Here is a 23,319-nt window from a genome sequence, read left to right as displayed (position 1 = left end):
TAGTGCTGATTCAATGCAGCAGAATAAACCTGTTTTGACAATCAGCAGCTGCCAACGAGCAATTGCCAACCAATTACTGACAACTGACAACCAGCAACCAGCAACTCATATGACAGATGCCTCCGAAACCCAGCTCCGCGCCGCTTTGCTGGGGCTGGCGGTGGGCGATGCGCTGGGCGTGCCCGTGGAATTCCAGAGCCGCGCCGCTCGCCGCCTCGACCCCGTGGTGCACATGCGCGCCTACGGCACCCACCACCAGCCCGCCGGCACCTGGTCCGACGATGCCTCGCTCACGTTCTGCCTGGCCGAAGCCATTGCCGACGGCTACACCGTGGGCAAGTTGGCCGAAAACTGCTGCCGCTGGTACTACAAAAACTTCTGGACGCCTCACGGCCGCGTGTTCGACATCGGCATCACCACCCGTGAGGCCATCCAGCAACTCAAAGCCGATGACGACCTAATTATGGCTGGCGGCACCGACGAGTACAGCAACGGCAACGGCGCCCTGATGCGGATTCTACCGCTGGCCTTCTACCAAACAGCACTTCCGCTGAAAGAACGTTTCCAACTGCTCTTCGAAGCCTCTGCCGTCACGCACGGGCATATCCGCTCGGCAGTGGCGTGCTTTCTGTATCTGGAAATGGCCCGGCACCTGCGCGCCGGCTTCACGCCGGCCGAAGCCTACGCTCAGCTGTGCGCCGAAGCCCTAGTTCAATTACGGGAGCTGGCTGTTCCGCCCGGTGAAACCGCGCATTTCGAGCGGGTACTGAACGGTGGCCTCGCCGATTTACCAATATCGGCCATCAACAGCGGTGGCTACGTGATGCACACGTTGGAAGCCAGCTTCTGGTGCCTGCTCCGCCACGAAACCTACGCCGAAACCGTGCTGGCCGCCGTCAACCTCGGCGACGATACCGACACCACCGGAGCCGTAACCGGCGGCCTGGCTGGCCTGTATTACGGCGAGGCCGCCATTCCGCCCGAGTGGCTGCAGGTGCTGGCCCGCCGCCCCGATATTGAGGACCTCGCGCATCGCGTTGCCAAGCAAGGCAGCTAAAAAAGGTCCTCCGGATTTATCTGGAGGACCTTTTTTTGTTTTTACAGGACGTCTGTGTACCCGCAGTAGGGTGCAAGCTGATAGGTGAAGAGGAGGCTTATGGCTGCTGCCAAGTGCGCACGTAGCGGCTCTGGCGGTCGTAGCGTTGGGCCTGCTGGTCCACGTCGAAGGCGGTGTCGCGCACGTCGGTGCCGGTGCCGGCAATGTATTTCCAGTTGCCCCAGTTCGAGGCCGGGTCATAGTCGATGAGCTGGTGCTCAAACCAGGCAGCACCCCAGCGCCAGTCCTGGTGCAGGTCGTGGATGAGGTAGCTGGCTACGTTCTGGCGGCCGCGGTTGCTCATGAAGCCAGTGGCGGCCAGCTCGCGCATGTTGGCATCCACGAAGGGCTGGCCGGTGCGGCCCTGGGTCCAGCGCTCGAACACGGCGCGGTCGGGGTTGGTGGGCTTGGGTAGCTGGTCGCGCAGGCCGCGCCAGCGGAAGAAGTCGGCGCCGGCGCGCAGGGCCAGCAGCCGGAAGTAGTCGCGCCACAGCAGCTCCAGGCGCAGCTGCATGGCGCCTTTGCTGCGGGCGCCGTGCACGGCTTCGTAGTCGTCGATGGCGGCCCAGATCTGGCGGGCCGAAAGGCTGCCGTTGGCCAGCCACGGCGAAAACTTGGTGCTGAACGCCTCACCCAGCAGCTGGTTGCGGGTATCGTCGTAGCGGCCGATGAGGTGGCGCTCCACGGCGTAATCGTGGAGGCGGGCCAGGGCGGCGGTTTCGCCGCCGCCCAGCGCGGGCAGGGCCGAACGTCGGTCGCGGGGCCGGGCGGCGGGGGCGGGCTGCCCCAGTGCGGCCGCCAGCGCGGCGGCGGTAGGCAGCGCGGCCGGCGTGAAGCCGGCGGGCAGCGGCGGCAGCTGGGTGGGGGCGGGCTCCGCGGGCCGCACCGTCATCTTGGAGAAGACATCAAACCGGAACTTGCTGAACGAATAGGGCAGGTTGCGCACCGGAATGGGCAGGTCCTGGGGGCGCAGCAGCGTCAGGGTTTCAAAGAAGCGCAGGGGTATTTTGGGGCTCAGTGCGGCTTCCAGGGCATCTTCGGTTTCCCATTCCTCGGTGGTGTGCTCGGCGCTGGCCCAGATGGCCTCAGCGCCTACCTGCCGGGCCAGGGCGGGCAGCTCGTCCTCGGGCCGGCCCACCACAAAGTGAATGCCGCTGCCCAGGGCCGCGTAGCGCTGCTGCAGATCGGTGAGGGTTTCCAGCAAAAACGGCAGCCGGTGCGGGCCGGTGCGGGGCAGCTCCAGATACGGGTCGGGGCCCAGGGCCACGGGGTCGAAGCAGTAGACGGGCAGCAGGGTGGTGGCGTGGGGCGGCAGGGCCGTCAGCAAGGCGTTGTCGTGCAGGCGCAGGTCGTTGCGCAGCCAGTAAAGAACGGTCATCGGGCGAACAGGAGCTTGGTTGAGGGGCTAACAGGCAGCCCGGCAAATCTTCCCGATTTCCGGCCCCTTGTTCCCTGCGTTTTCTGGCGGGCGGCCCTGTTGGGGCTGAGAGAACGTCATGCAGAGACGCAGCCGAAGCATCTCGCGCGCTGACACAGGATTACCGATACAGAATTACCATGGCAACATCAGCACGCGAGATTCCTCGCAGGCTCGGAATGACGTTCGGGTTGCCGCGCGGCTGGCCGGAAAAAGCAAAAGGCCCTCCAGCTTGCGCTGAAGGGCCTTTGCGGTCCGGACGGGACTCGAACCCGCGACCTCCGCCGTGACAGGGCGGCATTCTAACCAACTGAACTACCGAACCAGTTCTCAATGCGGGGCAGACCGTGTGTCGTTTCCGTTTTGATGATACAAATATAGAAGGCCGGTTCTGACTGTGCAAACAAAAAACTGCCTTAGCAGCGTAGGGTAGGGGTTTTTTGGAAGGTATCGAACTGTGAATAAACCCACTAGGCCCGATAAAAAAATGTTTATTTTTTTATCGGGCCTAGTGCTATGGTGAGGTGAGAGGGCCAAACGGCGCAGCTTGGGGCTATTTCTTAAGTACGAGGTAGCCATAGGCCGGCAGCGAAACCTGGGCGTCCAGCGTCACGGAGCCTCCGGCCAGCGCATTGGTCCAAGTGGTGTTAGCCAGGTTGGCGGGCAGGGTGTACACCTGCGGGGAATTGCGGACGTTGGCTACCACAAACGCCTGCTCGGAGCCGGCCGTTTTGGTGAAGGCGCACACGTTGCGGGTGCTGAGCGGTGTGGGGGTGCCCACGCGCAGGGCGGCGCTGCCGGCGCGGGCGGCCAGCAGCTGCTGGTAGGCGCGCTTCACGTCGGGGTTGCGGCCCCAGCGCACTTTCACGCTGGTGAACGGGAACGGAATGGCCTGGCTCATGCCGGCTTCCTGCCCATTGTAGATCATGGGCACTCCTTTATATAACGCCGTCACCACAAAGGCCGACATGGCGCCTTCCTTGCCGCCGAACAAGGTGACGGGCGTGCCGTCGGAGCCGTTTACGTCGTGGTTGGTGATGTAGCGCACCACCTGCTGGGTGCCGGAGGCGCCATTATACTCGCTGTTGTTGAGGGCGTCGAAGTTGCTGACCGCGCTGGCGCCGTTCTTATACACCTGGTAGATGCCGCCGTACCAGCTGAAGCCGAAGTTGTAGTCGAAGCCGGAGCTGAAGTTGGCGGCGCGGGTGCCTTCGGCCAGCAGCAGCAGCTTGTGGCTCTTGATGTTGCGCAGCGTGTCGGTGGCCTGCTTCCAGAAGTCGTTGGGCTGGAAGTCGGCGTAGTCGAAGCGGAAGCCGTCCACGTTGGCCGTGTACACCCACGATTTCAGGGCTGAAATCATTTCCAGGCGCATGGCCGCGTTGCTGAAATCCAGCTGGGCCACGTCGTTGTAGGTGGTGCCGTTGTTGGATACGGGCGTGATGGCGCCGGCGGCGTTTTTCTGGTACCAGTCGGGGTGCTGCGTAATCCAGGGGTTGTCCCAGCTGGTGTGGTTGGCCACCCAGTCGAGCATCACGGCCATGTTGCGCTGGTGCGCCCCGTCTACCAACGCCCGCAGGTCGGCCAGGGAGCCGAATTCGGCGTTTACCGCGCGGTAGTCCTTCACGGCGTAGGGCGAGTTTACCGACTTGCTGTCGGTGCCAATCGGGTAAATCGGCATCAGGTACAGCACGTTCACGCCCAAATCCCGGATGGAATCAAGCCGGGCCGTGACGCCGGCGAAGTTGCCGGTCTGGCTGAAGGCGCGCATGTTCACCTGGTACATCACTGCGTCCTGGCGGTTGGGCACGCCCGCGAAGGGCGTGCCGTACTGCGGAATTGGCGGCGGGCCTGGGTTGGTCGGGGGTGTTGGGGGCGCAGGCGTGGGGTCGTCGGAGCCCGACGATTTGCAGGCCCCCAGCAGCCCGGCGGCCAGTACAAGGGCCAGGCCGGTGCGGTAGGTATTGGTAAACAGTGACATAGAGCAATGGGAAAGTGGTGGGAATTTTGGGTGGGAAACTTATTGAAACGTCATGCTGAGCGTAGCCGGAGGCGAAGCATCTCTACCGCTTCGCTACAATGCTATTGATTAGTCAGAGGTAGAGATGCTTCGACTACGCTCCGCTTCGCTCACCATGACGGCCAAAAAACGCGTGCTACTGAATCGGCCGGAGACTGATGGCCGCGCCGCCGCCGGCCGCCAGCTGCAGCCGGAGCGTGGATTTGCTGTTGACTTTCTGCTTGCGAATCTGGTAGGCTTCAGGGTTTTTGTCCCAGCTGGCTCCTTTAGCGTCGGCGTAGATAGTAGCCTCGTACTGCCGGCCGGGCGTCAGGAAATCGAGTTTTACGGTTTGCTGGCGCGGGTTTTCGTCGGTGATGCTGCCCACAAACCAGTCCTCGCGGCCCTTGGCTTTGCGGGCGGTGGTGATGTACTCGCCGGGCTCGGCGGCCAGGATGCGGGTGTCGTCCCAGTCCACGGCCACATCCTTGATAAACTGGAAGGCGTCGAGGTGCTGCTCGTAGGCTTCGGGCAGGTCGGCGGCCATTTGCACGGGACTGTAGAGCGTCACGTAGAGGGCCAGCTGCTTGGCCAGGGTGGTGTGCACCTGCCGGCCCTTGTTTTGGGCGGGGTTCCAGCTTTCCAGCTTGATGCGGAAAATGCCGGGCGTGTAGTCCATGGGGCCGCCCATGAGGCGGGTGAAAGGCAGAATGGTTTCGTGCTCGGGCGGGTTGCCGCTGCTCCAGGCGTTGAACTCGTTGCCGCGGGCCGCTTCCGAAGCCAGCCAGTTGGGGTAGGTGCGGTGCAGGCCGGTGGGCCGCACGGCCTCGTGCATGTCCACCATCAGCTCGTTCTGGCCCAGCAAAGCGGCGGTGTGGTTGTAGTGATTCACCATCCACTGGCCATCGTGGTGCTCGCCGCGCGGGATGATGCGGCCCACGTAGCCGGTTTTCACGGCCGCGTAGTTATGCTCCTTCATGAAGCGGTAGGCTTCCTGCTGGCGCCGCTCGTAGTTGGTGACGGAGCCCGAGGTTTCGTGGTGCATCATCAGCTGCACGCCCTTGGCGGCGGCGTACTGCTGCAGCTCCGTCACGTTGAAATCGGGGTAGGGCGTCACGAAGTCGAACACCTCCTCTTTCCAGTTGCCGGCCCAATCTTCCCAGCCCACGTTCCAGCCTTCCACCAGCACGCTCTGCAGGCCGTGCTGGGCCGCGAAGTCAATGTAGCGCTTCACGTTGGTGGTGTTGGCGCCGTGGCGGCCGTTGGGCTTGAGGCGGTTCCAGTCGGTGCCGGCCAGCTTGAGGTTGCTGGTGTCGGCGTAGTTCCAGCTGGCCTTGTTCACGTGCATCTCCCACCACACGCCCACAAATTTCTGGGGCTTGATCCAGTCAGTGGTCGGAAACTTGGTAGGCTCGTTCAGGTTCAGAATCAGCTTGCTGACTAGCACCTCGGGGGCTTTGTCCGACACCACGATGGTGCGCCAGGGCGTGTGCTCGGGGGCCTGCAGGTAGGCCGCCGCGCCGGTGGCGGCGGGCACCAGGTGGCTGCGCAGGCCGTAGGTGGCGGGGTCCACGTCCAGCATCATGGCCGGGTAGTTCACCAGGGCCGCCTCGTGGATGTTCACGTACAGCCCGTCGTCCGATTTCAGCATCAGGGGCGTCTGCACGCGGTGGGGGGCGGCTTTCTGCTGGATGGCCTCGATGGGGGTGGTGTCCACCTCACTCAGGCGGGAGGTGGTGTAGGCGTACTCGTTGGAGTCGTAGTCGCCCGGAATCCAGAAGGCCTTGTGGTTGGCGGGCAGGTTGAACTCGGTGAGCTCCTGCTGCACCGTGAAGTAGCTCAGGCCGGGCTGCCGGGGTACCTCATAGCGGAAGCCCACGCCGTCGGCAAATACCCGGAACACCACGTCGAGGCGGCGGCCGGGCTGCTGGGGCTGGCGCAGATGCACCGTGAGCTGGCGGTAGTGGTTGCGGATGGTTTTGACCTCGCCCCACACTGGGTTCCAGGTTTCATCCACGTCCTTGGTTTCGGAGCCGGTGATTTCCAGCGGCCCGTCAAAGCCCGGCCCGTCGGCCAGCGCCAGGCCCAGCCGGGAGGTAGTGACGACGGGTTTCGCGCCGAACTGCACGGCGTAGGTGGGCTGGCCGGCGGCGTTGCGGGCCACCTGCAGGCGCACGTTGTCGAGCTGCACGGTAAGCGGGGCGGTGGCCTGCGCCGCCGCCGGACCCGCCGGCAACAGCAGCAGCCAGAAATACTGACGCATGGGAATTGGATAGAGAAGGGGAGCGGAGCGTGTCGGCTGGACCAACTGTCAGCCCAGAACACCACAAAGCACGCCCGCCGTGCGCGCGCCCGAAACTTATCAAGTCCGCGTCAAGAAAATATAATCAGGTATTGATGTTAAATAATTGATTTACAGGTTTTTAATATGGAAATCGTTGGTGAAAATATAGACGGGATATTGCCTGCAAAAGTTGTTAAAATGAGGGCGTAGCCAGCCCTAGCCGTGTCATCCTGAGCGGAGCGAAGGACCTTACTACACCAGACCGAATCGTTGTAACGTGATAAGGTCCTTCGCTCCGCTCAGGATGACAGGAGGTTATTGCCGCCCCAATCACACCGCCTCAATGGCCATGATCCGGGCCTCGAATTCCTCGTTCGGGACTGTCGAGCGGTTCTTCACCCGGGTTTTGTAGGTGTAGATGGTGTTGATGGAATAGCCCAGCATCCGGCTGATTTGCTCGCTGTCCTGAATGCCTAGGCGGATGAGGGCGAAGATGCGTAGCTCGGTGCTTAGCAGCTGGTCATCGGGGAGCTGGAACTGGTCTTCGGGCCGGAACAGGGCGTTGAACTGCGGGATGAACTGCGGGAACAGCCGCAGAAACACCGCGTCGAAGCCGCGCAACAGTTCCTGGCGCTGCTGCCGGATATTGAGGCCACTCACCAGCCGCTGCACGGCCCCGTACTGCTTGCTGCCGAGCTGCGTATCGAGCGCCTTTTTCAGCGTTTCCAGCCGGTCGAGCAGCTGCGAGTTGTTATGGAAGTAGTAGCCGATGTACTCCTGCTTGATCTGGCTGGCCTCGTGCAGGCCCGTGTTCAGGCGGCCCAGCTCCTGGTTGCGCTCCTGCAGCGCCTGGTTGGTGGCCGAAATCAGACGGCCGGCCCGCTGCAGCTTGCGCAGCTGCCGCCAGATCACCCCGATAAACGCCACCACAAACAGCGCCAGCAGCGTTACGGCCCCGGCGTACAGCCGCAGCGAACGGCGCTGCTGCTCAATAATGCTGATCTTCTGCCCCTCGATGACGGAGGAAATGTGGCTGATTTCCAGCTGCCGCTGCCGGGCCTTGTAGAACGTGGCCTGCGCCCGCGCCTCCTTGATAAAGGCGTAGGCGTTTTCCAGGTCGCCGCGCCGGTAGCAGTACTCCGAGAGCTGGAAGATGGCCACGGTTTCCTTGGTGGCCGATTTCACGTCGGCCGCCGCCGACACCAGCAGCAGCGCGAAGGCCTGGTCTTCCTGCCCCAGTAGCGTATGAATGTAGGCCGTGGTGCTGGCACTCACGGCCAGTTGGTGCTGCGTGAGCTGCGGCAGCCGCTGGATCTGCCGGTACAGGGCCAGGCCCTGGCGCAGCTGCCCGCTTTTGGCGGTCTTGAACTGCTGCACGGCCAGCTGCTCGTAGGAGCCGGGCCGGCTGTAGCGCAGCGCCGAATCGGCGTAGGCCAGGGCCCGGGCGTGGTAGGCGGGGCGGTACACTTGGTCCTGGTTGAAGTCGCCCAGGTCGCTGTAGGCGCGGGCCTGCAGGAAGTAGAAATCCTGCCGATCGGCCCGGCTCAGGTAGACCGGCCGGATGCGGCTCAGTTCCTCGAAGGTTTCCTTGAACATGCCTGACGAGAGCAGGATAAACGCCAGCTTCAGCCGGGCCAGCTCCGTTTTCTCGGGGCTATTGAGCTGCCGGGCCAGCTGCGTGAGTTGCTGGCTGTACACAAACGCTGAGTCGTACTGAAACGCCTTGTACTCCTCGTAAATGCGCAAGCCCAGCCCGAAACGGGCTTCCGGGTTGGCTGGGCTGGCCCGAAAGGCGGCCGTAAGCACGGCAATGCGCTGCTGCCGCTGCTGGTCGTAGGTGGTTTTGTGGGCCAGGGCCGTTTGCAGGTTGCGCAGCAGGGGAGTGGGCGCCGCCGGCTGCGCCCGGCCCATCAGGCTCTGGAAAGTAAAAGCGAAGACGAGCAGCAGAATTCTCACCCGACAAAGATGCACCGCCGCGCCCCAGCAAGGCTACCGCTCGGTTGAATAAAGCAGATGCTTGCTCAACTCACAGGGCCGGAAAAAGCAAAAGGCCCTTCAGATTACTCTGAAGGGCCTTTGCGGTCCGGACGGGACTCGAACCCGCGACCTCCGCCGTGACAGGGCGGCATTCTAACCAACTGAACTACCGAACCAGTTCATCATTGCGGGCAGACCGTGTGTCCTTCCGTTTTGATGATGCAAAAGTAAGGTGCCGGTCCGGACCGTGCAACCCCGCGTTCAAAAAAGATTCAAAAAAACTGCCGCTACCCTTGTTTTGTGCTGGCAGTCAGGGGAAAATGTTTTTGCAAAAATCAGCGGGTGGGGGCAGTGCGCGGTATCCGGCCCTTCGCTTACCTTTGCTTTCTTCTCTCACTCCGCAACCCTGACGCATTCTGCCGTGGCAATGCTCCTCGATTTTGAACAACCAATTGCCGTACTCGAAGGCAAGCTCCGTGAAATGCAACAGCTGGCGCTCGATAGCCAGGTGGACGTTTCGGACGCCGTAGCGGCCCTCGAAGCCAAAATCAAGACCCTTAAAAAGGAAACCTACGCCAACCTGACCCGCTGGCAGCGCGTGCAGCTCTCGCGCCACCCCGACCGGCCCTACACCCTCGACTATATTGAGGGCATGACCGAGAAGTTTGTGGAGCTGCACGGCGACCGGACCGTGGCTGACGACAAGGCTATGGTGGGCGGTTTCGCCGAAATCGACGGCCGCTCGGTGATGTTCATCGGGCAGCAGAAGGGGCGCAACACCAAGCAGCGGCAGTTCCGCAACTTCGGCATGCCCAACCCCGAGGGCTACCGCAAGGCCCTGCGCCTGATGAAGCTGGCCGAGAAGTTCGGCAAGCCTATCGTGACGCTCATCGACACGCCGGGCGCCTTTCCGGGCCTGGAGGCCGAGGAGCGGGGGCAGGGCGAGGCCATTGCCCGCAACCTCAAGGAAATGTTCCTGCTGAAGGTGCCCGTCATTTGCATCATCATCGGCGAAGGCGCCTCGGGCGGTGCCTTGGGCATTGCCATCGGCGACCGGGTGCTGATGCTGGAAAATACTTGGTACTCAGTGATTTCACCAGAATCGTGCAGCAGCATCCTGTGGCGCAGCTGGGACTATAAGGAGCAGGCGGCCGAGGCCCTCAAGCTCACGGCCACCGACATGCTGGGCAATAAGCTCGTGGACGGCATCGTGAAGGAGCCCCTGGGCGGCGCCCACACCGACACGACCACCATGATCAAAACCCTGAAGAAAACTATCCTCAAAACCCTCGACGAGCTGGAAGCCCTGCCCACCGAGGAACGCATCAGCCAGCGCATCGACAAGTTTGCGGCTATGGGCGTGGTGCTGGAATAAAGGAGTTTGCAGCAAAAATCCCTGTCATCCTGAGCGGAGCGAAGGACCTGATAATACCTGAACGAGTCGTGACCACGCTCATTGTTCAGGTGGCATCAGGTCCTTCGCTCCGCTCAGGATGACATTTTTTTATTCCTTTACCCTCCCAATCTAATTCACCTAACCTAATTCCCATGACCGTTCACACCCTCGATACCGGCCTGTTTAAACTCGATGGCGGCGCCATGTTTGGCGTGGTGCCCAAAAGCATGTGGCAGAAGCTGGTGCCCGCCGACGCCAACAACATGTGCACCTGGGCCATGCGCTGCCTGCTGGTGGAAGACAACGGCCGGCTGCTGCTGATCGACAACGGCATCGGCGAGAAGCAGGACGAGAAGTTCCGGGGCCACTTCTACCTGCACGGTGACGATACGCTGGAGAAGTCCCTGCGCCGGCTGGGCTACACGTCGGCCGATATTACGGACGTATTCCTGACGCACCTGCACTTCGACCACTGCGGCGGCTCGGTGGTACGCACGGCCGCCGGCCAGCTGGAGCTGGCCTTCCCGAACGCCACCTATTGGAGCAACCAGAGCCACTGGGACTGGGCCGTGACGCCCAACCCGCGTGAAAAAGCCAGTTTTCTGCGGGAAAACATTCTGCCCATCCAGGAGAGCGGCCACCTGCGCTTTATTGATTCGGCCGCCGGAGTGCCGGCGGAGCTACGCGCGGTGCAGGATATCATCTTCGCCGACGGCCACACCGAGAAGATGATGGTGCCGCTACTCGACTACAAAGGCCGTAAGCTCGCCTTCATGGCCGACCTGCTGCCCAGCGCCGCCCACATTCCACTGCCCTACGTAATGGGCTACGACGTGCGCCCGCTGCAGACCCTGACCGAAAAGGAGCAGGTGCTGCGTCGCGCCGCCGACGAAAACTGGGTGCTGGTGCTGGAGCACGATGCCGCCCACGAGTGCTGCACCGTGCAGCACACCGAAAAGGGCGTGCGCCTGGCCGAGACGTTCCGCTTGTCGGAGCTGTAAGGTCGTTTTTCGCCTTTTGGCAGTGGTTTTTCGTTGTGAGTTGACACTAGTACCACCGGCACCGTGACGCTGACCGAGAAGCCAACAAGCACCAGCCAACCTTCAGCAACGAACCCTGGCCTGGCCCTGGCCCTGTCGGGGGGCGGGGCGCGGGGGCTGGCCCACTTGGGTGTGCTGGCCGCCCTCGACGAGCTGGGGCTGCCGGTGGCGGCGCTGGCTGGCGTGTCGTCGGGGGCCATTGTGGGGGCGTTTTACGCGGCCGGGTTTGCGCCCCGCCAGATTCTGGAGCTGTTTATGGGCATAAGCATCACGCGGCTCACCCGGCCGGCTTTCAGCCGCTACGGTTTGCTGCAGCTAGGGGCGGTGGAGGCGCTTTTTGCCCGGCATCTGGGGGCCGACTGCACCTTTGAGAGCCTGCGCCTGCCCCTGACGCTGGTGGCCACCGACCTGACCGCCGGGGCCTCGGTGTACTTTGCGCAGGGCCCCCTGATTCCGCCGCTGCTGGCCTCGTCGGCGGTGCCGGTGCTGTACCGGCCCGTGGAGTACCAGGGCCTGCAGCTGGTGGATGGGGGCCTGCTCAACAACCTGCCCGTGGACGCGCTGCTGGGCCGGGGCTGGCCGGTGGTGGCCGTCAACTGCATCCCGACCAATACGGGCGGCCGCGTCACGAGCTTCCGGGGCTTGGTGGAACGCACCCTCAACCTGGTTATCGGGGCCAACAGCACGCTCAGCAAGCAGCAGTGCCAGCTGCTGCTGGAGCCGCCGGAGCTGCGGGCCTACCGCCCGCTGGACTACCGGCGCGGGCAGGAGCTGTTCGATATCGGCTACCACTACACGCTGGCGCAGGCCTCGGCGCTGCGGGCGCTGCTGGCCGCGCCGGCCAGCCCGCTAAAGCCGGAGTAAGCGGCTTACCTTACATTTTCCTAGTTTTGCCTTCCGGCAGCTCCGGCATTCCGCCGCTGCCACTTTATTTCCGCTTCTTTCTGCATGGCCGCTCGCAAAACCTCTACGTTCTGGTACTACGTTTCCAAAGCCATTTTTGCGGTGGCCGGCTGGCGGCTGGGTCCGCGGGCATCCACCACCATTAAGAAGAGCATGATGATTGCCGCGCCCCATACCAGCAACTGGGACTTTATTTTTGCGCGGGCCGCGTTCTTTCTGATGGACGTGGACGTGAGGCTCACTATCAAAAAAGAGTGGACTACTATTCCGGTGCTGGGGGCGCTGGTGCGGGCGCTGGGCGGCCTGGCCGTAGACCGCAGCCGCAACAACAGCCTCGTGGATGGCATGGTGCAGTTGTTTCAGGAGCGCGACGAGCTGGTGATTCTCATCACGCCGGAAGGCACCCGCTCGTACCAGCCTAAGTGGCGCAGGGGCTTCTACCACGCCGCCCTCCAGGCAGGGGTGCCTATTCAGCTGGGCTACCTCGATTACAAAAACAAAGAAGCGGGCGTCGGCCCCGCCTTCTGGCCCACCGGCGACTACGAAAAAGACCTGGAGGAAATCAAGGATTTTTACCGCACCAAGCAGGGCCGTTTCCCCGAGAAGGGCGTACGATAAGTGAGTAGTGAGTAGGGCGTGGCCCTGCTGTTGCCTTCCTAAACCATTTGTTCAGGCCAAGATCATGGAAAAGCTGCAGACGTTGCTCTGGATAGTGCTTGGGCTGGGCGTGTTTATCTGGCGGATGGTGCAGAAAGCCCGGGCCACTACTACCCGTGAGCAACAGCAGCGCCCACCCCGCACGCGCCAGGCGCCCCCGTTGCCGGCGGCCTCGTTTGAGGAGTTGCTGAAGCAGATGCAGGCCGGCAACCGCACCACTACTGCCGCCCCGGCGGCGGCCGAGCCGACGACGCCGGCTGGCCGGCCCCTGCCGCGCGAAAAGGCAACTCCGGCCCGCAGCCTGGAACAACGGGCCACGGCCGCGGCCTCGCTGGAAACCAGCACGGAAGCCCGCTCGCTGGAGGTGCCGCTGCATGAGGCGCGCCGGGCGGCCAGCCAGCCCCGCGCCAGCCGCCGCCCCAATGAGCCCGCCGACTATTGGGCCCGCCAGCAGGCCCGCGCCCAGGAGCCGGCCCGCGCTACTGTCACGGATCTGCTGCGCAATCCCGCCGACCTGCGAGCTGCTTTCATGCTAAGCGAAATTCTGCAGCGCAGGTTCTGATTGTATCGGTTAAGTGGTGAGGCGAAAGTAATGCGGCTGGGCATAAAGTTATATCTTGTTGAATGCGAGCTACTACTGATTTGACTAGCCCAGAAGTGCTGACGTTGGAACAGGCAGCCGCCCATGGCCCGCACTACCGCATGCGCCGCCGGGCGCAGGCCGTGCTGGGCCACAGCCGAGGCCAGAGCATCAGCCGTTTGGCGGCCTTATTTGCTGTGGACGCCGATACGGTCAGCCGCTGGCTGCGACGCTGGCGAGCCCAGGGCGTGAGCGGCCTGCGCGAAGGGGCCCGCTCGGGCCGGCCACCCCACCTGGATGCGGCCGCCCAAAAAAACTAGCGGCTGATCTGGGCCACCTGGTGCCGCAGTCGCTGGGCCGGCACAGCCCCCTGCCCGTACCAGCCCTGAGCCGGAGCCGCCTCTGCTACTGGGCCCGTCGCCTGGGCTTCTGCTACAAACGCCTGCGTCAGAGCCTGCGGGCCCGGCGCGATGCCCTGCTGTTCGGCTTTTTCCAGCAGGAGTTGGCCCTGCTGCATCAGGTCGAGGCCAGCGGCGGGGTGGCCGTCGTCTACGTGGATGAGTGCCGCTTTTCGCGCCAGGCACCCGTCTCACATGCCTGGCAGCGGCGCGGGCAGCCGGCGCACGGCGTGCCGGCCGAACGCGGCCCCACCGGTGGCTACTCGCTGCTGGGCTTCTGGCAGGCGCGCGACCCGGCCCAGGCCTTCACTGGCGTGCTCTATGCCGGCGCGTTCACAGCCGACTTGTTTGTGGCCGCTGTCGAGCAGTTCAGCTTCACGCTTGAGCGGCCCACGATCCTCGTGCTCGACAACGCCAGCATCCACCGGGCCGCCAGCGTGCAGGCGCGGCTGCGCGCGTGGGCCCGGCGCGGGCTGCGTCTACAGTTTCTGCCCGCCTACTCGCCCGAACTCAACCAGATCGAACGGCTTTGGCACCGCTGCAAGCACTACTGGCTCAGGCCCCATGACTACGACAGTGAAGCGCACTTGTACGAACGTCTCACCCAACTAATTCACGGAATTGGCATACAATACCGCATTACTTTCACATGACCACTTAACTATTTTTAATTGAGTGTCTTATGCATCCGCTTGGCTGCTTATGGCGCATGTCATATAGCTTAACGACAACAGCTTCAGCCAGCCAGTGAAGGGCGCTGGGCGGCTACGTATGGCTGCCAGCTTGCAGGAATAGCCGAAACGTGGTGCCGTGGTCTTCCTTGCTCTCCACTTCGATGTGGCCCCCGGGGCCCTGCACCAGGCGGTTGACCAGAAACAGCCCAACGCCGGTGCCGTCGCCAGCCTGGGGATGGAAGCGGCGGAACAGCTGGAATAGCTCTGTCCCGTGGCGCTCAATGTTGATGCCCAGGCCGTTGTCCTGCACTTCCAGCACCGGCTGCCCGGCGGCGGCATAGGCACGTAGCTGGATGTGGGGCCGCCGGCCGGGGTGGCGGTATTTCAGTGCGTTGCCCAGGAGATTGAGCAAAATGGTACGCAGATTGACGCGAACATACTGCAGCTGCGACAGCCCGGAAAAATTGGTATTGATGTGCGCGTGGGTGGCCAGAATCTGTGGGCGTAGCGCCTGCATAACGTCCGTGGCAAGCTCGGCCAGATCTATCGGCTCGCTTGGGGGCTGGCTGGCCGGTCGCTGCTCCTGCACCACGGCCGCCAGATCGTTGATGGTAGTGGAGAGGCTTTGCAGCGACTCTTCAAACAGACGCATGATGGTGGCCGTATCCGGTTCCTGCACCAGCATGGTGCACCGCAGTTCCTCAAACAGCCCCTGCAGGTTGTTGACGGGCTGCTTGAGGTCGTGGCTGGCGGCGTACACGAAGTTGTCCAGATCCTGGTTGCTGCGGGCCAGCTGCTGGTTGCGGGCCGTCACCTGGTCGTTGGCGGCCATCAGCTCGGTGTTTTTGTTGTGCAGGGCCTGCCGCGTGTGGGTCAGCTCCGCCAACGAGTCGCGCAGCTGGCGGTTGATGGTCTGCATTTCGGCATGGTAGCGGTTCTGGTACTGCCGCCACTCGTTTTTTTCAATGGCGTGGCGCACGGTCCGGTCCAGCAGGTCGTGGTCGAACTGCCCTTTCACTAGGTAGTCGAGGGCACCGGTGCGGAGGGCGCGCACGGCCAATTGCTCATTCCCGCCACCAGTAATCATCACCACACACAGCGTATCGAGTGGTGTTTCCTGCTGCATCTGCGCAAGCATGCTCAGCCCGTCGGTATCGGGTAGGTTGTAGTCGAGCAGCACGCAGTCGGGGTGCAGCTCGCGAAACCGGGCCAGACCCTGCTCACCATCCGAGGCTTCGTGAATGTCGAGACGCTCCTGGCCTTCCTGCGGGCGTAGCAGACGGCGGTAGAGGAGGCGGTCCTCGGCATTGTCGTCGATGATCAGCAGTGTCTTCACGCAGGTACCCTAGTTAAGCGCCGGAAGCTCCGTGTTTTCCAGCCAGTATTTGACGATGAGCTGTACTTTTTCCTCTAGCCGGGGGTAGTTCACCGGCTTGGTCATGTAGCTGTTGGCCCCAAGGCGGTAGCATTCCTCGATATCCTTGCTGTTGGAAGACGTGGTGAAAATGATGACCGGGATGCTGGCCAGCTGCGGGTCCTGCTTCAGGGTGTCGAGCACGGTGCGGCCGTCGGTGCCGGGCATGTTCAGGTCGAGCAGCACGATGGCGGGCAGGGTGAGGGGCCACTCCGGGCGCTTGCCGTAGCCCTGCAGGTACTCGAGGGCCTGGTCGCCGTCTTCGCAGCGCAGCACAGGGTGCTGCAGCGAGTGTTTGCGGAAGGCCCGGCCGAGGGCCATAAAATCTTCGGCGCTGTCTTCAACGACGAGTACGGGTTTGAGGGTGGACATCAGACGGGATCAGCCTTAGGAATGGTAAAATAGAAGGTGGCACCTTCCCCGAGCTCCGATTCGACCCACAGGGTGCCACCGTGCTTTTCAATCATCTTTTTCACGATGGCCAGACCGGCCCCGGTGCCACCGCCGTATTTTTCCTGGCTGTGCAGCCTCTTAAAAATCCGGAAGATGGCCTCGTGGTGGCGGGGCGCAATGCCGATGCCGTTGTCGCGAACGTAGATGGTGTGATAAGCCGCCGGGTCGATATGGATTTTGGGAAGAGGGGAATCAGGTTGGAGAAAGCCTACCTCTACGTGTTTTTCCGGCCGGTCGTTGTAGCGCATGGCGTTGGTGAGCAAATTAGCCAACACTTCGCGCAGGCGCACCACGTCGCCCAGCACGGTGGGCAGCGGCTCGGGCATCCGCACGTGGGTGCCGGTTTGCTCCAGGCGCGGGGCCAGCAGCTCCAGCACGTCGGCCAGCGCCTCGTTCAGGTCCACGGGCTTACGGGCCAGCTCCAGACGGCCCACGCGCGAAATCTGCAGCAGCGACTCAATCAGGGCTTCCATGCGCTGGCTCAGGCGCACCAGGGTCTGCAGCTTGTGTACGCCGTCCTCGTCGAGCTTGTCGGCGTAGTCTTCCAGCAAAAACAACGAGTAGTTGTGAATGCCGCGCAGGGGCTCCTTCAGGTCGTGCGAGGCCACGTAGGCGAACGAGTCGAGCTCGTCGTTGCTGCGCTCGAGGTCTTCGTTGAGCGAGGCCAGCGCCCGCGCCTTGCTCACGGCTTCGTTGAACATCTTCAGCCGCAGGTCGGCGATGTAGAGGCGGATTTCGTGGGCCGCCTCCAGCTCCATGGGCAGCCAGGGCAGGGCCGAGTTTTCCACGGTTTCCTTCCAGGCCTCGAACGACTGGCGGGGCGATAGGAACACTTCACCATCGACGATGGCCGGCACTTTGTCGTCGCGCCCGGCCCAAGTCACGGTCTGAATCACCTCGGGCCGAAACCAGATGATGTAGTCGCCGGGCCCCTCGGCCAGCCGAATGGCGAGCAGACCGCTGGCCGTGGCCCGCAGGACCAAGCCGGCCGGGTTGAGGCGCGAGTAGGAATCGGTGTGGAATTCATCACCCTTCATGTGCTCGTCGAGCCACGCCATCAGCCCGGCAATCTGCTCGGTTGTGGGCGTGTTGCCGACGGTGAATATCTCGCCTTCGATGCAGACGGCCACCCCGCCGGTCTGGAACACGTCGCGCAGGGTGGGCGAGAAGCGGTGCAGGCCATCCACAAAGTTGGGCTGGGTGCTCACCAGCTCGAACAGACGCGTCTGGGTTTGGGTGATGTGCTGGCGATAGGCCAGCTCGTCGTATTGCTGCTTGGTTTTGAGCAGGGCCGACATGGTTTTGCCCAGGAACTGGCACAGGTCGCGCAGTTCGTAGCTCACAAGGCGCGGCGTCTGGTGGTGGCAGGTTATCATGCCCCACAGCTGGCCGTCCTCAATGAGGGAGATGGTCATGGTGGCCGCCGAGCCCAGGTTGTGCAGGTACTGCAGGTGAATGGGCGACACGCTGCGCAGCACAGAGTACGTCATGTCGGGCGGGCGGGGGGCGCCGGGGCGCACGGCGGGCACCAGGGGCACGGGCGTGTAGCGGGCATCGGCAACGAAGCGCAGCCAGTTTTTGAGGTACATGGCCCGGGCCTGTTTCGGAATGTCGGTGGCCGGGTAGTGCATGCCCAGCCAGGGGGCCAGGTCTTCGTGCACGGCCTCGGCCACCACCTCGCCGCTGTCGTCGGGGGCGAAGCGGTACACGGCCACACGGTCGAAGCCGGTGAGGGTGCGCACCTGCTCCACGGCCACCTGGCACATTTCCAAGGTGGTAGTGGCGCTCAGCAGGCGGCCCAAGGTCAGGTTGAGCGAGGGCAGGTCGAAGGCGCTGACGGTGTTGCCGGCCACGGGCTCGCCCTCCACCCACAGCAGGCCGTCGTAGCGGTGCAGTACCAGCTTGTAGTACGGGCGGTTCCGCACCCGTTCGAGGCGCACGCCCAGCAGGCGGCTCTGCTCGGTGACGGTAGGCCAGAGGCGCTCGACCTCCAGCAGCTGCTCGGGCTCCATGAGCTGGCCCAGGCCGCCGCCGAGCAGGTCTTCGGGCGAGTGCCCCAGCAGGCTTTTGGTGTTGGCGCTGGCCTGCACCACCAACCTGGTCTGCTCATCGAGACACAGCAAAAAGCCGTAGGGCTGAATCAGGCCGGGAATGTGGATGGGCTCCCGGTCGCAGTTGTTGAGCGTGATGGGTTGGCCGAGCAGGGTTTCGTCGGTCAGGGTTACTCCTGAGTGAGCCATGCGGCAAGGGTTTGGAACGTGAGAATGGCCGAAGTCACCATGGCATTAGCGTCTTCGGTGGCCGCGGCGGCTTCCAGCAGCTGCGTAAACTGCTTCCAGAGTGGGCCCGTGCGTTCGGCCCGGCCGGCAAAAAAGGTGCGGCCTTCGATGCCGGCGGCGGCCAGCTGGCGGGCAATTACCTGCCCGCCCAGCGTCGAGCCTTCCAGCACGTACATCGCGCCCAGCAGCTGGGCGCGGGTTTCGAGCGGTGGCATGGCCGGGCATAGTGGCGGCGTGCCGGGGTAGCCCAGCCGGGTCAGGTCTGCCAGAATCAGGTGGCCGCGGTAGCGTTGCTCGAGTTGCCACTCGGGGCCAAAGTCGGTGGCCTGCTGCTGCATCCGGGCCTCATAGGGCGCAACAATGCCGTACATGCGGGCCAGAAACTGCGCCGTGTCGGAAGCCGTGATGGTGCCAGCGGTCAGCGCCTGGTTGAACGGATTCTGTTCGACGGTATCGTGGTAGGGGCGGGTTTCGGTGCGCAGCCGGGACAAAATCCCTGGCGCTTGCAAAGCAGGCGGCATACAGCAAGTCGGAATTTAAACACTAAAACTACGGCAAAGCTGCCCGAGGTGCCGCGCTCTGCCGAAAAAATGCGGCCCGGCAAGCCCGGGCGTCCGGCCCGCTGCCAGCAGAAGCCAAAGCAGAACTGCGCGGCAAGGCTTAGTCCTGCGTCAGGGCGTAGCTCACCAGGTTGGCGCCCATTTTCAGCGCGGCCTCGTGGGTGGCGGGGGTGTCTTCGGGATAGGTGCCCAGGTCTTCCCAGCCGTTGCCCAAGTCGCACTCAAAGCTGTAGAAGCACACCAGCCGGCCCTTGTAGAGCAGGCCGAAACCCTGGGGCCGCTTGCCGTCGTGCTCGTGTACTTTGGGCAAGCCTCTGGGAAACTGGAACTTCTGGTGGTAGATGGGGTGGGAGAAGGGCAGCTCCACGAACTCCAGCTCCGGAAATACCTTTTTCATCTCGGGCCGAATGAACTTGTCGAGGCCGTAGTTGTCGTCGATGTGCAGGAAGCCGCCGCCCATCAGGTAGCGGCGCAGGTTTTTGGCCTCAGCATCGGAAAACAGCACGTTGCCGTGGCCGGTCATGTGCACGAACGGGTAGCTGAGCAGCTCCGGCGAGTCCAGCTCCACGGTAGCCTCGTCGGGGGCCATGTTGGTGCTGAGCGTCTGGTTGCAGAAGCGGATGAGGTTGGGCAGACTGGTTTTGTTGGCGTACCAGTCGCCGCCGCCACCGTAGTGCAGCTTGGCAATGCGGAAGCTGGGAGCCGCGGCGGGCGGCGCAGCGGCCGTGAGCAGCAGCAGAAACGTAACGGCCAGGCAGAGGGTCTTCAGCATATGCGGACGAGAAAAATGGAGGCAGCGGTGTGCAGAGAGAAACGCAGAAGAGAGCGGCAGGCGTTCAACTTAGCGGTTTTCGGCCAACTCCCGCGCCACGTGCACCGTGTGCACAGCGGTCAACGCGGCCGTTTCGGTGCGCAGGCGGGAGGCGCCCAGCGTCACGGGCCGGATACCGCGGGCAAAGGCGGCGGCAATTTCCTGGGGCGTGAAGTCGCCTTCGGGCCCGATGAGCACGCAGCAGCCGGCCCCGGCCGCCGCCACGCGGGCCAGTGGCGTCCGGTCGCCTTCCTCGAGGTGGCCGATGAAGCTGGTGGCGCCGTCGATGGTGGGCAGGAAATCGGCGAAGTCCGTCAGCTCATCCAGCTGCGGCAGCCACGCCTGGCCCGACTGCTTGAGGGCGCTGACGGCTATTTTGTGCAGGCGCTCCAGCTTCAGCTCGCGCCGCTCGGAGCGGGCGCAGCGCAGAAACGTGAGCCGGTCGACGCCGATTTCCACCGCTTTTTCCACCAGCCATTCCATCCGGTCGAGGTTTTTGGTGGGCGCCACGGCCACGTGCACGAAATAGGGGCGGCGCGGCACCTGCGCTTCGTGGGTGATGCGCAGCTGGCAGCGCTTCGGGTTGGCGTCGGCCACTTCAGCCTGAAACACGCCGCCGCGGCCATCTACCAGCACCACGGGGTCGGGGGCGCTCAGGCGCAGCACCCGCACGGCGTGCTTGCTTTCGTCTTCGGGAAGCGTGTAGGTGAGGCCGGAGAGGTCGGGAGCGAAGAAAGTGTGCGGCATGGGGCAAAGGTAAACCGGAAAAGCACGCGCCGCCGGCCCGGCGGCGCCAAGCTCAACATAACGCCCGGCCGCCGGGCGCGTATGCCTAAGGGGGCTGGCCATGGGCCACCCGCTATGCTACACTTTCCACTTTGCCCACCCTCACTATGTCGGTTAAACTCAAGAAACTCTCCCAGCAAACCATCGTCATCACCGGCGCTTCGTCCGGTATCGGCCTCGTGACGGCCCGCATGGCCGCCAAAGCCGGCGCCCGCCTGATTCTGGCGGCCCGCAGCGAAGACGCCCTGCGTCAGCTCACCAGCGAAATCCGGCAGGCCGGCGGCCACGCCGATTACGTGGTGGCCGACGTGAGCAAGCCCGAAGACGTGCAGCGCCTGGCCCGGGAGGCCGCCAGCCGCTACGGCGGCTACGATACTTGGATCAATAACGCCGGCGTGAGCATCTACGGTAAGCTGGAGCAGGTGCCGGTAGAAGACATGCGCCGCCTGTTCGACGTGAACTTCTGGGGCCTGGTAAATGGCTCGCTGGAAGCCGCCAAGCACATGAAAGGCAAGGGCGGCGCCATCATCAACGTGGGCAGCATTCTATCGGAAGTCACGGCCATCCTGCAGACCATCTACTCGGCCAGCAAGCACGCCGTGAAGGGCTTCACCGACGGCCTGCGCATGGAGCTGGAAATGGATGAATCCCCGATTTCGGTGACCCTGATTCAGCCCGCGGCCATCGATACGCCTTACCCGCTGCACGCCAAAAACTACATGGAGCGCGAAGCCCAGCACGCGCCGCCTGCCTACGCCCCCGAAACCGTGGCCCGCGCCATCCTGTACGCGGCCGAAAACCCTGAGCGCGACGTGGTGGTGGGCGGCGGCGGCCGGGCCTTCATCGGTCTGAACCGCTGGACGCCCGCTTTGCTCGACCAGTTCATGGAGAAATCCTTCGCCAAGCAGGAGCAGGCCGACTACGCCCGGCGCCCGCTGCAGCAGAACGGCCTCGACCGCCCCATGGGCCAGCTGGAGGAGCGCGGCAACTACCCCGGCAGCACCCGCGAAACCAGCTACTACACCGAGGCCGTCACGCGCGGCAACACTGGCCTGAAAGCGGCCCTGCTGGTGGGAGCCGGCGTGGCGGCCGCAGCCTGGCTGAGCGGCAAGTCCAGCCAAAACAAGTAACTGACACCTGGCAATGCAAATGGCCCCGCTGACGTACGTCAGCGGGGCCGTTTGCTGCGTAATGGATACGCTACTGCTGTTGCAAAAATCGGTCGATATCCGGGAGGGATATTTCGTCGGGCATGCTCATGTATGGGTCGTTGAGGCGGTAGCCCTGCTGCCATAGTTGCCGGGCGCTCTGCATGTGCGCCAGCGCCCCGGCCTGGTGCTGCTGCCGCAGTATAAGCGCAGTGTAGTAGTCGGTTTCGGCCAGCTTACCATTGACGGCGCGCTGCAGCTTGAAATCGGCAAGAGCTCCGGCGTAGTCGTGCAGCCGTAGCTTCGTGACGCCCCGATGCAAATAGTCGTAGAGGCCCACCCGGTCCTGGGTTTTATTGTCGGCGATGCAGGCGTCGAAGGTGGTGAGGGCGGCGCGCAGGTCACCCAACTCGCGCTGGCACAGCGCCGCCAGGATGCGCAGGTCGTAGTTGCCGTCGCCGGACTGGCTAGGTTGGTTATGGGTGAGTTGCTGCAACCGAGTAATGTCGGCCAGCGCGCCGCGGTAGTCGCGCAGAAACTTGAAGCGGCACCAGCCCCGGTCGGCCAGGTAGCGGTCCGGCTGCAGCCGCACGGCTTCGTCGATCAGCTTTTTCCACGTCAGAAAGTCGCCCCGTTTGAGAAACGGCACCGACTTCTCGTGGTAGGCTTCGGCAAACGTCGGGCATAGAGCTATTACCCGGTCGAAGTACACCTGCGACTGAATGGAGCCCTGCGGAAGCTCAAGCGCCTGCAGGTAAAGCTCACACGCTGCCCGCTCCGGCGAGCCAGCCTGGTAGATCAGGCAGTTGGGCTGGGCGGCCACCGGGCGAAACAGCAGGCTCAGCAGCAGCACTATTGCGTAGCGTATCATAGAAGAACATCCTGAATAGAACCCTCGCGCACGATAAACGTGCAATAGAAATAGCTGTCCTGGGTTTCGCCATCAATGCGGCCCGGCTGCCAGCTTTGCAGGTCGCGGCAGGCGCGCAGCACCCACGCCACCAGAGGCGGCGCAAACGCTTGTGGCTGGTACGCAGAATCCAGCTCCTGTACCCGAAAACGGTCGGTTTCCCCACGGAAGTTCACCACGAAACGCACCGTAAGGTAGCCGCTGCCGCTGGTGCCGGCCGGCGGCGTGTGCAGAGCCGCCAGCAGCTGCCGGCGCAGCTCAGGGCGCCCGCCGCTGTAGGTGGTGTTGAAGTTATAATACTGGTAAATGCGGCCGGATGGCCGCAGCGTAAAGTCTGCGCGGTCCTGGGCAGGGTCAAACAGGATATCACCCACCTGGTAGCGCTGGTTGTAAAACAGCGGGATATCTGCTTTTGCCCAGGTTCCTGTAAACTGGGCCCGCGCCTGCTGCGCGCCCAGTAGCAGGCCCGCCGCCAGCATGAACTTGTAGTAAAACCGCATCGGATAAATCTAACAATAGGAACGGTAGAATACAGCTGAG

Annotated in this window: 21 protein-coding genes and 2 tRNA genes; 9 read left to right on the top strand and 14 right to left on the bottom strand. The window is 63.4% G+C overall.

Translation table 11 applies throughout. From position 1 onward, the window contains the following. Nucleotides 1–109: 109 nt before the first annotated feature. Nucleotides 110–1,057, top strand: coding sequence for an ADP-ribosylglycohydrolase family protein (locus O3303_RS06985; RefSeq protein WP_269561344.1), 948 nt, complete (start codon nucleotides 110–112; stop codon nucleotides 1,055–1,057). 97 nt (nucleotides 1,058–1,154) lie between these two features. Here O3303_RS06985 and O3303_RS06980 read toward each other — a convergent pair whose 3' ends face one another. The 6 genes from O3303_RS06980 to O3303_RS06955 all read right to left on the bottom strand — a co-directional run bounded on the left by O3303_RS06980 (nucleotide 1,155) and on the right by O3303_RS06955 (nucleotide 8,946). Beyond that, nucleotides 1,155–2,474, bottom strand: a complete 1,320-nt coding sequence (locus tag O3303_RS06980) for a DASH family cryptochrome (RefSeq protein ID WP_269561343.1) — start codon at nucleotides 2,472–2,474, stop codon at nucleotides 1,155–1,157. A gap of 290 nt (nucleotides 2,475–2,764) precedes the next feature. Beyond that, nucleotides 2,765–2,838: transfer RNA gene (locus O3303_RS06975), tRNA-Asp, on the bottom strand. A 228-nt stretch (nucleotides 2,839–3,066) separates the two neighbouring features. After that, a complete protein-coding gene (locus O3303_RS06970) occupies nucleotides 3,067–4,491 on the bottom strand; it encodes an alpha-amylase family glycosyl hydrolase (RefSeq protein WP_269561342.1) in 1,425 nt (474 codons plus the stop codon). 175 nt (nucleotides 4,492–4,666) lie between these two features. Beyond that, a complete protein-coding gene (locus tag O3303_RS06965) occupies nucleotides 4,667–6,772 on the bottom strand; it encodes a glycoside hydrolase family 97 protein (protein WP_269561341.1) in 2,106 nt (701 codons plus the stop codon). 351 nt (nucleotides 6,773–7,123) lie between these two features. Next, nucleotides 7,124–8,749 (bottom strand): SusR family glycan utilization regulator, encoded by a 1,626-nt coding sequence (susR, locus tag O3303_RS06960; RefSeq protein ID WP_269561340.1) that lies wholly within the window; start codon nucleotides 8,747–8,749, stop codon nucleotides 7,124–7,126. A 123-nt stretch (nucleotides 8,750–8,872) separates the two neighbouring features. Continuing rightward, a tRNA-Asp gene (locus O3303_RS06955) sits at nucleotides 8,873–8,946 on the bottom strand. Nucleotides 8,947–9,197: 251 nt separating this feature from the next. On the opposite strand from O3303_RS06955, the gene O3303_RS06950 reads away from it, so the two are divergent. The 7 genes from O3303_RS06950 to O3303_RS06920 all read left to right on the top strand — a co-directional run bounded on the left by O3303_RS06950 (nucleotide 9,198) and on the right by O3303_RS06920 (nucleotide 14,397). After that, nucleotides 9,198–10,145, top strand: a complete 948-nt coding sequence (locus O3303_RS06950; RefSeq protein WP_269561339.1) for an acetyl-CoA carboxylase carboxyltransferase subunit alpha — start codon at nucleotides 9,198–9,200, stop codon at nucleotides 10,143–10,145. A gap of 173 nt (nucleotides 10,146–10,318) precedes the next feature. Continuing rightward, on the top strand, nucleotides 10,319–11,167 hold the full coding sequence (locus O3303_RS06945) for an MBL fold metallo-hydrolase (RefSeq protein WP_269561338.1): 849 nt from the start codon (nucleotides 10,319–10,321) through the stop codon (nucleotides 11,165–11,167). Between the two features lie 63 nt (nucleotides 11,168–11,230). After that, the gene (locus O3303_RS06940; protein ID WP_269561337.1) at nucleotides 11,231–12,070 is read left to right on the top strand and encodes a patatin-like phospholipase family protein; all 840 of its coding nucleotides are present in this window, start codon (nucleotides 11,231–11,233) and stop codon (nucleotides 12,068–12,070) included. Between the two features lie 84 nt (nucleotides 12,071–12,154). Continuing rightward, a complete protein-coding gene (locus O3303_RS06935) occupies nucleotides 12,155–12,727 on the top strand; it encodes a 1-acyl-sn-glycerol-3-phosphate acyltransferase (protein WP_269561336.1) in 573 nt (190 codons plus the stop codon). A 64-nt stretch (nucleotides 12,728–12,791) separates the two neighbouring features. Continuing rightward, nucleotides 12,792–13,328: a hypothetical protein gene (locus O3303_RS06930; protein ID WP_269561335.1), complete on the top strand. Its 537-nt coding sequence runs from the start codon at nucleotides 12,792–12,794 to the stop codon at nucleotides 13,326–13,328. 80 nt (nucleotides 13,329–13,408) lie between these two features. Then, the gene (locus O3303_RS06925; protein ID WP_269560833.1) at nucleotides 13,409–13,666 is read left to right on the top strand and encodes a helix-turn-helix domain-containing protein; all 258 of its coding nucleotides are present in this window, start codon (nucleotides 13,409–13,411) and stop codon (nucleotides 13,664–13,666) included. A 20-nt stretch (nucleotides 13,667–13,686) separates the two neighbouring features. After that, nucleotides 13,687–14,397 (top strand): IS630 family transposase, encoded by a 711-nt coding sequence (locus O3303_RS06920; RefSeq protein WP_269560834.1) that lies wholly within the window; start codon nucleotides 13,687–13,689, stop codon nucleotides 14,395–14,397. A gap of 112 nt (nucleotides 14,398–14,509) precedes the next feature. Here O3303_RS06920 and O3303_RS06915 read toward each other — a convergent pair whose 3' ends face one another. The 6 genes from O3303_RS06915 to O3303_RS06890 all read right to left on the bottom strand — a co-directional run bounded on the left by O3303_RS06915 (nucleotide 14,510) and on the right by O3303_RS06890 (nucleotide 20,682). Next, on the bottom strand, nucleotides 14,510–15,754 hold the full coding sequence (locus tag O3303_RS06915) for a sensor histidine kinase (RefSeq protein ID WP_269561334.1): 1,245 nt from the start codon (nucleotides 15,752–15,754) through the stop codon (nucleotides 14,510–14,512). Between the two features lie 9 nt (nucleotides 15,755–15,763). Continuing rightward, the gene (locus tag O3303_RS06910; protein WP_269561333.1) at nucleotides 15,764–16,204 is read right to left on the bottom strand and encodes a response regulator; all 441 of its coding nucleotides are present in this window, start codon (nucleotides 16,202–16,204) and stop codon (nucleotides 15,764–15,766) included. Next, nucleotides 16,204–18,525 carry an ATP-binding protein gene (locus tag O3303_RS06905; RefSeq protein ID WP_269561332.1) on the bottom strand — a complete coding sequence of 774 codons (2,322 nt, stop codon included), beginning with the start codon at nucleotides 18,523–18,525 and terminating at the stop codon, nucleotides 16,204–16,206. Before O3303_RS06905 ends, O3303_RS06910 begins: the two co-directional genes overlap by 1 nt. Further along, a complete protein-coding gene (locus O3303_RS06900) occupies nucleotides 18,507–19,085 on the bottom strand; it encodes a biliverdin-producing heme oxygenase (protein WP_269561331.1) in 579 nt (192 codons plus the stop codon). The genes O3303_RS06905 and O3303_RS06900 overlap by 19 nt, the downstream gene beginning before the upstream one ends. 139 nt (nucleotides 19,086–19,224) lie before the next feature. Then, nucleotides 19,225–19,896 (bottom strand): DUF4159 domain-containing protein, encoded by a 672-nt coding sequence (locus O3303_RS06895; protein ID WP_269561330.1) that lies wholly within the window; start codon nucleotides 19,894–19,896, stop codon nucleotides 19,225–19,227. Nucleotides 19,897–19,965: 69 nt separating this feature from the next. Continuing rightward, nucleotides 19,966–20,682 carry a 16S rRNA (uracil(1498)-N(3))-methyltransferase gene (locus O3303_RS06890; RefSeq protein WP_269561329.1) on the bottom strand — a complete coding sequence of 239 codons (717 nt, stop codon included), beginning with the start codon at nucleotides 20,680–20,682 and terminating at the stop codon, nucleotides 19,966–19,968. Between the two features lie 146 nt (nucleotides 20,683–20,828). Between O3303_RS06890 and O3303_RS06885 the strand changes: the two genes are divergently transcribed. After that, nucleotides 20,829–21,851 carry an SDR family oxidoreductase gene (locus O3303_RS06885; protein ID WP_269561328.1) on the top strand — a complete coding sequence of 341 codons (1,023 nt, stop codon included), beginning with the start codon at nucleotides 20,829–20,831 and terminating at the stop codon, nucleotides 21,849–21,851. A gap of 70 nt (nucleotides 21,852–21,921) precedes the next feature. Here O3303_RS06885 and O3303_RS06880 read toward each other — a convergent pair whose 3' ends face one another. Next, nucleotides 21,922–22,740: a hypothetical protein gene (locus tag O3303_RS06880; protein WP_269561327.1), complete on the bottom strand. Its 819-nt coding sequence runs from the start codon at nucleotides 22,738–22,740 to the stop codon at nucleotides 21,922–21,924. After that, the gene (locus O3303_RS06875; protein ID WP_269561326.1) at nucleotides 22,737–23,279 is read right to left on the bottom strand and encodes a hypothetical protein; all 543 of its coding nucleotides are present in this window, start codon (nucleotides 23,277–23,279) and stop codon (nucleotides 22,737–22,739) included. Before O3303_RS06875 ends, O3303_RS06880 begins: the two co-directional genes overlap by 4 nt. Nucleotides 23,280–23,319 lie beyond the last annotated feature (40 nt).

It is taken from the genome of Hymenobacter canadensis, assembly GCF_027359925.1.
Taxonomy (GTDB): Bacteria; Bacteroidota; Bacteroidia; order Cytophagales; family Hymenobacteraceae; genus Hymenobacter; species Hymenobacter canadensis.
This window is presented reverse-complemented; position numbering and strand designations above follow the sequence as displayed.